Annotated in this window: 9 protein-coding genes; 6 read left to right on the top strand and 3 right to left on the bottom strand. The window is 67.8% G+C overall.

Translation table 11 applies throughout. From position 1 onward, the window contains the following. The first annotated feature begins 3 nt into the window (after positions 1-3). Positions 4-1,473, top strand: coding sequence for a PucR family transcriptional regulator (locus ACIBTM_RS42195; RefSeq protein WP_395882750.1), 1,470 nt, complete (start codon positions 4-6; stop codon positions 1,471-1,473). On the opposite strand, the gene ACIBTM_RS42190 is transcribed toward ACIBTM_RS42195, so the two are convergent. Together ACIBTM_RS42190 and ACIBTM_RS42185 are read right to left on the bottom strand one after the other, a co-directional pair. Then, positions 1,457-2,191, bottom strand: a complete 735-nt coding sequence (locus ACIBTM_RS42190) for a hypothetical protein (RefSeq protein WP_395882749.1) — start codon at positions 2,189-2,191, stop codon at positions 1,457-1,459. The two genes, ACIBTM_RS42195 and ACIBTM_RS42190, sit on opposite strands and share 17 nt — an antisense overlap. A gap of 32 nt (positions 2,192-2,223) precedes the next feature. Next, positions 2,224-2,967 (bottom strand): FadR/GntR family transcriptional regulator, encoded by a 744-nt coding sequence (locus ACIBTM_RS42185; RefSeq protein ID WP_395882748.1) that lies wholly within the window; start codon positions 2,965-2,967, stop codon positions 2,224-2,226. A 164-nt stretch (positions 2,968-3,131) separates the two neighbouring features. Here ACIBTM_RS42185 and ACIBTM_RS42180 point away from each other — a divergent pair, with 164 nt between their 5' ends. The 5 genes from ACIBTM_RS42180 (at position 3,132) to ACIBTM_RS42160 (ending at position 8,682) form a co-directional block, all read left to right on the top strand. Further along, on the top strand, positions 3,132-4,553 hold the full coding sequence (locus ACIBTM_RS42180; protein ID WP_395882747.1) for a gamma-aminobutyraldehyde dehydrogenase: 1,422 nt from the start codon (positions 3,132-3,134) through the stop codon (positions 4,551-4,553). Between the two features lie 20 nt (positions 4,554-4,573). After that, the gene (locus tag ACIBTM_RS42175) at positions 4,574-5,671 is read left to right on the top strand and encodes an ABC transporter ATP-binding protein (RefSeq protein WP_395882862.1); all 1,098 of its coding nucleotides are present in this window, start codon (positions 4,574-4,576) and stop codon (positions 5,669-5,671) included. A 28-nt stretch (positions 5,672-5,699) separates the two neighbouring features. Further along, entirely contained in the window at positions 5,700-6,905 is a 1,206-nt protein-coding gene (locus tag ACIBTM_RS42170; RefSeq protein WP_395882746.1) for an ABC transporter substrate-binding protein, read from the top strand. 76 nt (positions 6,906-6,981) lie between these two features. Beyond that, positions 6,982-7,866: an ABC transporter permease gene (locus tag ACIBTM_RS42165; protein WP_395882745.1), complete on the top strand. Its 885-nt coding sequence runs from the start codon at positions 6,982-6,984 to the stop codon at positions 7,864-7,866. Positions 7,867-7,875: 9 nt separating this feature from the next. After that, positions 7,876-8,682, top strand: a complete 807-nt coding sequence (locus ACIBTM_RS42160; RefSeq protein WP_395882744.1) for an ABC transporter permease — start codon at positions 7,876-7,878, stop codon at positions 8,680-8,682. A 47-nt stretch (positions 8,683-8,729) separates the two neighbouring features. On the opposite strand, the gene ACIBTM_RS42155 is transcribed toward ACIBTM_RS42160, so the two are convergent. After that, positions 8,730-11,717 carry a PQQ-dependent sugar dehydrogenase gene (locus ACIBTM_RS42155; RefSeq protein ID WP_395882743.1) on the bottom strand — a complete coding sequence of 996 codons (2,988 nt, stop codon included), beginning with the start codon at positions 11,715-11,717 and terminating at the stop codon, positions 8,730-8,732. Between the last annotated feature and the right edge of the window lie 117 nt (positions 11,718-11,834).

The raw sequence follows: 11,834 nt of genomic DNA, 5'->3' as shown, positions 1-11,834 counted from the left end.
AACATGGCACTGACCCTCGCCGCCCTCGTGGCCGAACGACCGCTCGGCCTGCGGGTGCGCGCGGCCGAGGCGGGGCTCGACCGGGCGATCGGCTGGGTCCACCCCACCGAGCTGACCGATCCGCAAGCCTTCCTCGAAGGGGGCGAGCTGCTGCTGACCACCGGCCTCGCGCTCGATGAGACCACGTCACCCGGGTATATCCGGCGACTGGTCGACGCGGGTGTGGCGGGGCTCGGTTTCGGGATCGGCCTCAGCCACGAGAGCATCCCGCGGTCCCTTGTGGACACCGCGGAAGAGGTCGGGCTCCCGGTGCTGGAAGTCCCGAGGAAGACGCCGTTCATCGCGATCACGCGCGCGGTTTCCCGTGCGGTCGCCGCCGACGAGTACGCCTCGCTCGTGCGCACCGGCAAGGGGCAGCAGGAACTGACGAGGACCGCCGTCGGCAAGGGCGGCCCCGGCGGGGTCGTGCGGAAACTGGCGAAACTGGTCGACGGCTGGGTGCTCCTGCTCGACTCGTCAGGTGCGGTCATCGAGGCTTCGTCCTCAGCGCGGCCCTTCGCCGACGAACTCCAGGACGACTTCGCGCGGCTGCGCGCGGGCACGTTGGTGACGGTGGCGGGGGAGTACGAGGTCGTCCTGCAGACGCTCGACACGCGCGCGCGGGGTGTGCTCGCCGTCGGCACCCGTGAGCCGCTCGACGCCGCGGGGCAGCATATCGTCAATACCGCGGTGTCCTTGCTTTCCCTTGCCCTGGAACAGAACCGTGAGTACAGCGGGGCCTTGCGGCGGCTGCGGTCAGGCTTGTGCGACCTGCTCGCCGCGGGGCAAGGCGAGCTCGCCACAAGGACGATGAAGTCGCTCTGGGGCGGCGTCCCGGAGACGCCGTGGTCCGTGCTGGCCGTCGCCGGCCCCGCGAGCGCGCGCCGGTCGCTCGCCGACGCGCTCGACGCCGAACCGGCGGGGGAGACGGTGTTCTTCGGCGAGTCCGGGGCGTTCGTGCTCGCCTTCGGCGACGTGGAAGCGGTCGTCCGGCACGCTTCCCGGATCGGCGGCCTGCACGCCGGGCTGTCCGAGCCGGTGTCCATTGCGGACTTCCCGGCCGGGTCGCGGCAGGCGAAACAGGCGGCGGAAGCGGCGAAGGCCGAGAGGTCCCCGCTGGTCCGGTTCGCCGAACACGCCGGGCGCGGCCTGCTGGAGATCGTCGATTCCCAAGCGGCGCAAGCCTTCGCGGACAGCCTCCTCGCGCCGCTGCGGCACCACGACGAAACCGGCAGGGGAGAACTGGTCGCCTCGCTGACCTGCTGGCTCGAACACCACGGTCACTGGGATCTGGCGTCCGCGCGGCTCGGCGTCCACCGGCACACCTTGCGCAACCGCATGCGCAAGGTCGCCGAACTGACCGGCCGTGACCTCGATTCCCCAGGGGTGCGCGCCGAATTCTGGCTCGCGCTGCAGGTCAGCGCTCGGACCTGACCAACGCGATCGGCGAATCCCCGCAGCGCCGCAGGTGTGCGCCGGTCTCCGTCGTGACCGGCTCCGCGCCGGCGGACCACCACGCCGGGACGTCGACCTCGCGGACCAGCGAGCCCGTCGCCTGCCGCGCGTTGTTCGACACGATCACCCGGCCTTGCGCGTTGACCAGCGCCGCGCGGCCGCCGAGGGAGCGCAGCTTCGGCTGTAGCAGGCGCTCGACCTCGCGCACGTAGATGTCCGCGCCGACGACTCCCGCGAAAGCCCCGCCGCGCTGGACGGGGACGGTGAAGGTCAGCGTGTATTCGTCGGTGCAGAGGTAGTCGACGTACGGGCCGTTGATGTGGCGGCGGCCCGTGTCACGCGGGACGGTGAACCACGACTGCCGGGTGTAGTCCAGGAAGTTCTCGCTGTCCGGATCGAGGCTGATGACCAGCCGCACCGGCTCGGCGTCGCCGGTCTCGGTCCACCATTCGAAGCCGAATTCCTGATCGGCCAGCGTGTTCGGCGCGCTGATGAACCCGGCGCCGACGACCAGGCCGCCGAGGACCTCGAAGACCTGCGGCCGCAGGCGGGACAGGTCTTCCGCGGTGGCATCGGCGGATGCGGTCAAGAGCCCCTCGGCGCCGGCCAGTACCGGCTTCAGCCGGCCGAAGACGTCCTCGACCAGTGCTGATACCTGTTCGACGACCTCGGAACCGGCGGACGGTGTGTCGTTCACGATGCTCACCTCGGATGCGCGGATGTCGCAGCTTAAGGGGCCAGAAGGTCTAAATGCACGCCCGCCAGCCGGTCTATCGCCTCAAGGATGTGCTCCTCGGTGAGCTTTCTGGCCAGTTCGCCGTCGCCCTGTGCGATGGCGGCGGCGATCGCGCGGTGTTCGGCGTAGGCGTTCTCGCGGGTGCCGTCCGGCTCGAGCGGCAGCCAGAGCAAACCCCCACGTTCGCTCTGCAACTGCACTTCTTCCCTGGTCAGCCGCGGCGATTGCGCGGCCGCGGCGACTTCGAGATGGAATTGACGCTCGGCGCGCGACGCTTCCGCGCCGGTGGCGGTGCGGATGTCCTCGGTCGCCAGTTCGAGCCGCTCGATGTCCTCGGGCGAACTCCGCTCGGCGGCGAGTTTGGCCGCGGCGCCCGCGATGGCGAGGTAGTGATCGCCGACGTCGCGAAGCTCGGACAGCGAGACCGTGCGAAGACGCTCTCGCCACGAAGCGGCCGAAGGGTTGGCAGGCGTCTTCACGAAGCTTCCGCCGCCTCGGCCGCGTCGCGTCTCGACAAGGCCCTGCTGTCGCAAGGCGACGAGCGCTTCGCGAACCGTCACGGTGGAGACGCCGAACTGGGCGGCCAACTCGGCTTCGCTCGGCAGCTGTTCCGAATCGGCCAGCAGCCCGAGCGTGATGGCGTCGACCAGCCGCGCGGTGACCGCTTCCGCCCGGCCGATCTGGTCGAGCGGAGCGAACATCGCTGATCGCGCGCTGTGCGACATCCCCTTACGCATGGTGGCCCTTCGCCCGTACCGCTACCCGATGGAACCAATCTTGCACCATCGTCTTGTCATTTAACCTATGGACTTATATGTTTTAGCTCCCGCGCCGCCCCACAAGGGAGCAAGGGACCTTTGCTACCACCTCACGCCCCCAGGCCCAGTAGCCAGGAGCTCTCGTGCAGCAGTTGAAGCACTTCATCGGCGGTGAGTACACCGGATCCGCGTCGGGCCAGGTCGCCGACGTCGTCGATCCCGTCACCGGCCGCCCGTACCGCACCGCCGCCGTCGCCGGCCCCGAAGACGTCGATCGCGCGCTCAAGGTCGCGGCCGCGGCCTTCGAAACCTGGCGCGAGACCACGCCCGCACAGCGCCAGCTCGCGCTGTTGAAGATCGCGGACGCCGTCGAAGCCCGCGCGGACGAACTCGTCCTCGTCGAATCGGCGAACACCGGCAAGCCGGTCGCGCTCACCGCAGCCGAAGAACTGCCGATGGTCGTCGACCAGTTGCGGTTCTTCGCGGGGGCCGCGCGTGTCCTCGAAGGACGGTCGGCGGGCGAGTACATGGAAGGACATACCTCTTTCGTCCGCCGAGAACCGATCGGCGTGTGCGCGCAGGTTACGCCGTGGAACTATCCGCTCCTCATGGCGGTCTGGAAGATCGCGCCCGCGCTCGCCGCGGGGAACACCGTGGTGCTCAAACCGGCCGACACGACGCCCGCGTCGACCCTGCTCCTCGCCGAGATCTGCGCCGAATTCCTGCCGCCCGGCGTGCTCAACGTGATCTGCGGCGACCGCGACACCGGGCGGGCGCTCGTCGAGCACGAGATCCCCGCGATGGTGTCCATCACCGGCTCAGTGCGGGCAGGGATCGAAGTCGCCGCTTCGGCCGCGAAGGACGTGAAGCGCGTCCACCTAGAGCTCGGCGGTAAAGCGCCCGTAGTCGTCTTCGCGGACGCCGACATCGAAGCTGCGGCAGAAGGCATTGCGGCTGCCGGGTACTTCAACGCGGGTCAGGACTGTACGGCGGCGACGCGCGTCCTGGTCGCCGAAGAGGTCCACGACACCTTCGTCGCGGCTCTCACCCGGCAGGCGCGGGCGACCACCACCGGCAAACCCGACGACACGTCGGTCACCTACGGCCCCCTCAACAACGCCGCCCAGCTCGACCGGGTCGCCGGTTTCGTCGACCGGCTGCCCGCGCACGCGATCGTCCACTGTGGAGGTAAGCGGCAGGGCGACGAGGGCTACTTCTACGAACCGACGGTGATCTCCGGGGTCCGGCAGGACGACGAGATCAGCCAGACGGAGATCTTCGGTCCGGTCATCACCGTGCAACGCTTCGGGACCGAAACCGAAGCACTCGCCGCGGCCAACGGGGTCGAGTACGCGCTCGCGTCGTCGGTGTGGACCACCGACCACCAACGGGCGATGCGGCTGGCCGGGAAGCTCGACTTCGGCTGCGTGTGGATCAACACGCATATCCCGCTGGTCGCCGAAATGCCGCATGGCGGCTTCAAGAAGTCCGGCTATGGCAAGGACCTCTCGCTCTACGGCCTCGAGGACTACACCCGCGTCAAGCACGTGATGAGCGCGCTGTGACGACCACCGAAAGGCACGCCATGCCTCATCAAGCGCCTACGACCTCCGCCGCGGGAGAGCAAGGGACCTTTGCTACCACTTCCGCAGGTGGAGGCGCGGTTCCGGCCATCCGCCTGCGCGGGCTGCGCAAGGAGTTCGGTCAGGTCCACGCGGTCGACGGCGTCGATCTCGACATCCCGCCCGGCGAGTTCTTCTCCATGCTCGGCCCGTCCGGCTCCGGCAAGACGACCGTGCTCCGCATGATCGCCGGCTTCGAACTGCCGACGGCGGGCACGATCGAACTCCACGGCCGCGACGTCAGCCGCCTCGCGCCCTTCGACCGCGACGTCAACACCGTCTTCCAGGACTACGCGCTCTTCCCGCATATGACCGTGCGGCAGAACGTCGAGTACGGCCTCCGGGTGAAACGCGTGCCCCGCGCGGAGCGCCGTCAACGCGCGAAGGAAGCTCTCGACACTGTCCGGCTCGGAGAGTTCGGAGAGCGCAAACCCGACCAGCTCTCCGGCGGCCAGCGTCAACGGGTCGCCCTCGCCAGGGCGCTGGTCAACCGGCCGAAGGTGCTTTTGCTCGACGAACCGCTCGGCGCGCTCGACCTGAAACTGCGCCACACCATGCAGACCGAACTCAAGCAGATCCAGCGCGAGGTCGGCATCACCTTCATCTTCGTCACCCACGACCAGGACGAGGCGTTGACGATGAGCGACCGCATCGCGGTGTTCAACGCCGGCCGCATCGAACAGGTCGGCTCACCGGTCGAGGTCTACGAGCGGCCGGAGTCGGCGTTCGTCGCCGGCTTCGTCGGCACCTCGAATCTGCTCAGCGGCGGCGGCGCCGAGAACATCATCGGCAAACCCGGTGTGTTCAGCATCCGTCCCGAGAAGATCCGTATCGACGCCGATCTCTCGAAATCCGCGGAGGTCGGCGAGACCAGCGCCACCGGCACCGTCACCAACACCGTCTACGCCGGCGCGACCGTGCGCTACGAGGTCACGCTCGACGCCGGTGGCCAGCTCTCCGTGGTCCGGCAGAACTCCGCCGAGCCCGCGGACTTCGAAGGCGGCCGCGTCCGCCTGAGCTGGCGGCACGAACACAGCTTCCGCGTCCCCGAAGCCGGTTAGTTCTCCCCCTGTACCGAAAGGTTGCTCAATGAAGAACAGGAAACTCGCGCTCGCGGGCCTGCTCGGCGCCGGCCTGCTCGTGGCCGCCTGCGGAACGTCCGGATCGAGTTCGACCGCCGCCGCGCCCGGCGGACAGGGCTTCACCCCGCCGAAGCTCGACGCGCTCGCGCAGCTCGGCCGGCCGGAAGGCCAGGTCAATGTGCTGGCCTGGCCCGGCTACGCGGAGAACGGCTCCAACGACCCGGCCGTCGACTGGGTCACCGGGTTCGAGAAGGAGACCGGCTGCAAGGTCAACGTCAAGGCGTTCGGCACCTCCGACGAGGCCGTGAGCCTGATGAAGACCGGACAGTACGACGTCATCTCCGCCTCCGGTGACGCTTCGCTGCGGCTCATCGCGTCCGGCGACGTCGAACCGGTGAACACCGCGCTCGTGCCGAACTACGCCGACGTCTTCGACTTTCTCAAGAACCGCCCGTGGAACAGCGTGAACAACGTGTCCTACGGCGTGCCGCACGGCTGGGGCGCGAACCTGCTGACCTGGCGCACCGACAAGGTGACCCCGGCGCCGACGTCGTGGTCGGTGATGTTCGACGCGAACAGCCCGTACAAGGGCAAGATCACCGCCTACGACTCGCCGATCTACATCGCCGACGCCGCGCTGTACCTCCAGACGCACAAACCCGAACTCGGCATCAAGAACCCGTACGCCTTGGACGACAAGCAGTTCCAGGCCGCGGTCGACCTGCTCAAGCAGCAGCGCCCGATGGTGGCGGAGTACTGGTCGGACTACCTGAAGGAGAGCCAGGCGCTCAAGAGTGGTGACGCCGTCGTCGGCACCGCCTGGCAGGTGACGGTGAACCTGACCAAGAGCGAGGGCGCGCCGGTCGAGTCCGTGCTGCCGTCCGAAGGCGCGACCGGCTGGTCGGACACCTGGATGGTGTCGGCGAAGTCGCCGCACAAGACGTGCTCCTACAAGTGGCTGAACCACATCGTGAGCCCGAAGGCGAACGCTCAGGTCGCCGAGTACTTCGGTGAATCGCCATCGAACCCCAAGGCGTGTGCCGAAACCAAGAACAAGGCGCACTGCGAGACCTTCCACGCCGGCGACGCCGCGTACGCCTCGAAGATCCAGTACTGGACGACGCCGATCGCGCAGTGCCTCGACGGCCGCACCGACGTCAAGTGCAAGGACTACGGCGAGTGGACCCGCGCCTGGACCGAGATCAAGGGCTGACCTCCCGAGCTCCGGGAGCGGGCGGTGGTGCCCCCCAACGCCGTCCGCTCCCGGTCCCATCTCAAGGCGGAAGACAATGACGACCACCCTCGACTCGCCAAGGCGGAAAGCCTCCGCCTACCTGTACCGCAAACCCAAGCTGCGACTGGGAATCCTGCTCTCCGCGCCGATGCTGTGGCTCGGCCTCGCCTACCTCGGCGCGCTGGCCGCGTTGTTCGTGACCGCGTTCTGGACCACCGACGTCTTCACCGGCCAGGTCGTCACCGAGTGGTCGCTGAACAACTTCGTCACCCTGTTCAGCGACGCGGTGTACCGCACGATCACCCTCCGGACGGTCGGGATCGCCGCGCTGGTCACGGTGGTCACCGCGATCATCGCCTTCCCGATGGCGTTCTACATGGCCAAATTCGCCTCACCGAGGGCACGGCGGCTCCTGGTGATCGCCGTCATGACACCGCTGTGGGCGAGTTACCTCGTGAAGGCCTACGCGTGGCGGACCATGTTGTCCGGCAACGGGGTTCTGCACTGGCTGCTCGACCCGTTCGGCCTCGACACCCCCGGCTACGGTGTGCTCGCGACCGTGATCACCCTGTCGTACCTGTGGCTGCCGTACATGATCTTGCCGATCTACGCGGGCCTGGAACGGCTGCCGAACTCCTTGGTGGACGCCTCGGGCGACCTCGGCGCCCGGCCGTTCCGGACGTTCCGCTCGGTGGTGCTGCCGGTGACCTTCCCGGCCGTCGTCGCCGGTTCGATCTTCACGTTCTCGTTGTCGCTGGGCGACTACATCGCGGTGAAGATCGTCGGCGGCACGTCGCAGATGCTCGGCAACGTCGTCTACGACAACATCGGTGCGGCCAACAATCTCCCGTTCGCGGCGACCGTCGCGACCGTGCCCGTGGTGATCATGCTCGCCTACCTCGCCGCCGTGCGCCGCACGGGCGCGCTGGACAACCTGTAGGAGCGCGCGATGCGGCTTTCCCGGACGACCAAATACCTGCTGCTCGCGGCGCTCGTACTCGGCCTCGGCGTCATCTACTTCCCGCTGCTGGTGGTCCTGCTCAATTCCTTCAACGCGGACACCACCTTCGGCTGGCCGCCGTCGAGCTTCACCCTCGAATGGTGGGGCCGGGCCGCGGAGAACGAAGGCGCGCTGAACGCGCTCGGCACGAGTGTCCGAGCAGGACTCGCGGCGACCGCGATCGCGTTGGTACTCGGCACGATGGCGGCCTTCGCACTGCAGAAGTACCGTTTCTTCGGCCGCAACCAGGTGTCGTTGCTGATCATCCTGCCGATCGCGCTGCCCGGTATCGTCACCGGTATCGCGCTGAACAACGCCTTCCGCACGATCCTCGGCATCGACCTCGGCCTGTTCACCGCGATCGTCGCGCACGCGACGTTCTGCATCGTGGTGGTGTTCAACAACGTCGTCGCCCGCCTGCGGCGCATGGGCGGCAACCTCGAAGAGGCGTCGATGGACCTCGGCGCCGACGGGCTCACGACGTTCCGGTTGGTGACCTTCCCGATGCTGCGGTCGGCCCTGCTGGCCGGCGGCCTGCTCGCCTTCGCCCTGTCGTTCGACGAAATCATCGTCACGACGTTCACCCTCGGGACCGGGCTGGAGACGCTGCCGATCTGGATCCTGAACAACCTGTTCCGGCCGAACCAGGCCCCGATCGTCAACGTCGTGGCGGCGGTGCTGATCCTGGCCTCGACGGTGCCGGTCTATCTGGCGCAACGGCTTTCCGGCGACACGACCTCGGGCGGACGGCTGTAGACGGCGAAACGCCGGTGCGACCCTCTTGGATCGCACCGGCGTCTCACTCAGTACCGACGGTCTTCGATCGCGCCTGTCGATCCGTTGTAGGTGATGTAGCCGTACTGGAAGTCGCTGCGCTTACCGGTCGGCGTGGTGTACTCGCCGCTGGTGGGGAAGCCGAGATACGACGTCTGCCAGCCGAGGTCCCGCCAGCGCAGCCGGATCAGCCCCTTGACCTCCCAGGCGACGTTCGTTCCCGCACGCCAGTAGATCGAGTGGTCGAAGCCGCCCTGGCGGAAGTGGTTGTACTTCCCGGTGTTGCCAGGCGTCCACGTCTCGTCGGTGATGGGGTAGCCGACTCCGTTCTCCCAGCCGATCGCCGACCAGCGCGCGCGGATCAACCCGTGGACCTCGTAGGCGCCTGTCGACGGTGTCCAATAGATCGAGCCGGCCTGGCTGAAGTGGTTGTATTTGCCCACACCGTCCGGAGCCCCGCTCTCGTCGGTGGTGGGATAACCGAAATACCTTTCCCAGCCGAGTGCCCGCCACTTGTTCCGGATCTCGCCCTTGATGTAGTGCGCTCCGGTGGCGGCGGTCCAGTAGATCGACGAGCCGACGAAGTGGCTGTACTGGCCGGTGCCGTCCGGCGTCGTCGCCTGGTCGGTGACCGGGTGACCGAGTAGGCCGGCTTCCGCTCCGGTCTCGAGCCATTTGTCGCGGACGGGGCCGTAGATCGCCACCGCACCGGATGCCGGTGTCCAGTAGATCGTCCCGGCACCGGTCGCGGGGCCACCTTCGAAATGGTTGAAACGGCCGTCACCCGCTTTACCCGGGGCTTCGTCCGTGCTCGGGACTCCGAGGAAGGCATGCGCGCCGAGGGCGACGTACTTTTCGTGGATCGCGCCGGAAACGGCGGTCACACCGGTTCTCGGCGTCCAGTAGAGACGACCATTGGCGTAAGGCCGCCAATGAAGATCGGCTTCGATGACCTCGATCCCCGTTGCGGCACCCAGCTTCGCCCGCAGGCCGGCGTCTTCGGCGTAGCGCTTCTGGATGGGCGACTGGTAGTCGGCTCGTACCTGCATCCCGCCCATCGGCACCAAGAACTGCCGCTGCGGCGAGAGATCATGGTTGTCCCCCCATTCCGTGAACCGCGCTCCGTCGAACGCCTCGGACGGTGCGGTGATCGAGACCAGGGAACCGACGGTCACCAGCCTGTCGAGGGCTTGGCCCTGCCCTCTGCCCACGTCGAGCCGGGCTTCATTCGTCGCGCTGATCGAGACCCTGGCCTGTCGCGGCAGGGCGACGTACCGCGCCCTGTTCACGACACCGCGGCTGTTGGACACGGAGGCGGTGAAGACGACCTTGCCATCGTTGTCGTCCGGGTAATACGACCAGAAGCTCGACCCCGAACCGGTGCGCATCACGCTGGTCGTGCAGCTGTCCTGATTCGGGCAGACCACCCTTTCCGCGGTCCAGTTCACGGTCAGTGGTCCTTCGACAGGATCGGTCGCCTCCGCCGTCAACGTGATCGGTTCCCTCGCCTGGAAGCGCGCGTCCAATCCCGGTGAAGACATCGTGACCGTCGGGCCGTAGGTGTTGGGGGTGACGGACTGGGTAGTGGTCGTCGCCGTCCCGTGGATGTCCCTCGTGGTCAGGGTGACGGTCACCTTCTCGGCCGCGGGGGCGTAGACGTGGGGCACTGTGCGTCCGGTCCCGGTACTACCGTCGCCGAAGTCCCATTCGTAGGCGATGCCGTCGAAATCCGGATCCATCGAGGTGCTCGCGTCGAACCAAACCGTGCGGCCACCGGGGGAGTAGGCGGCGTCAAAGGATGCGACAGGAGCTTTGTTGGCCGGAAGGTAGCTCAACCGGCGCAGGGTCGAGGTGCTCGCGTCCGCCACCACGATGTCCCCGTTGGGCGCGGTCGCGAGGGCGGCGGGATTGCCGATCCCGGATGCGAGCACCGCGGGCTGATCGACCACCTTGCCGGCGCTGTCGAACCTCAGCGTCGACAGAGTGCCCGCGCCCTTGTCCGCCACGAAATGGCGGGCGCGGTAGGGCTCCGGGTACGACGTACCGGCGTAGAAGACCCCACCGAGAATGCCGCCGTTCGCCTGGCGTGCCGTTTCGGTCAGCGGCGCGGTGTTCAGCACGTTGCCGCACTCGGCCAGGTCGCGGTAACCGGGTGTCTTGCCGGTTCCTTCCCAGCACGGCCACTTCATGTTCTGGCCCGGCAGGGCGATGTTCACCTCGTCCCGGCCCGCCCATCCGTTGTCCGTGACGACGATTCCGCCTCGCTGGTCGAGCGTGATCCGCGGATCCCGGAGTCCGCTGAGATAGTTGCGGCTGCGCCACGAATCCGGCGCGGCCATGTCGTAGAAGGGATTGCTCCCGACACCGACGCCATTGGGGGTGACCCGCAAGATCTTCCCGGTCGGCTGACCCGGGTCCAGCGCGCGCAGCGCGAACTTGTCCACGGTGTCCTTGGTGGCGGTCCCGGGTGCTTGGTCGGCGGCGTTGTCGCCGACCGCGATCCAGAGCACTCCGCCCGATGGATCGATGGCGAGATCCTGGATTCCCCGGCTGTCGGAGTTCGCGGGGAGCTGAAGCACCAGTCTTTCGTCGGTGAGCCCGGTCGGCGCGTCCGTTCCCTGTACTTGCCATCGGCTGACGCGGAAAGCCCGGTCGCCGCCGTTCGACAGTGCTCGTGCGGTGTAGATCGTTCGGCTGGTGGCGTAATCCGGGGCCACCGCGATACTCGTCAAGCCGAGTGAACCCCCAGTGTAGACCGGGATCGACGCGATTTCACTCGGCTGTCCGCCCTTCGGCGTCCAGCGTACGGAGCCCTGCCTGCCGGTCGTGAGGACGCTGCCGTCAGGTAGATAGGCCACGTCGGTGAGCTCACCGGACGGCTGCCCGGTCGGCGTGTCGGTCAGGACGAACCCGGCGGGCAGTACCGGCGCCGCTACGGCGACAGGTGCTGTGACGATCGTGACGCCGAGAGCGGTCAAGACCGCCGTCGCGGCGGCGATGGATCTTCGAGAGCGCATCGGACCTGCTTTCTTCGGAGGAAGAGAGCTCCAGAAGGCTTCGGATCGCGCGCGTGCCAGGGCGAAGATGTGCCGCGGCCATGACATGACTCGACGCGACGATCAAAACACCCGGAT

The organism is Amycolatopsis sp. NPDC049868 (assembly GCF_044461365.1).
Lineage (GTDB): Bacteria > Actinomycetota > Actinomycetes > Mycobacteriales > Pseudonocardiaceae > Amycolatopsis.
This window is presented reverse-complemented; position numbering and strand designations above follow the sequence as displayed.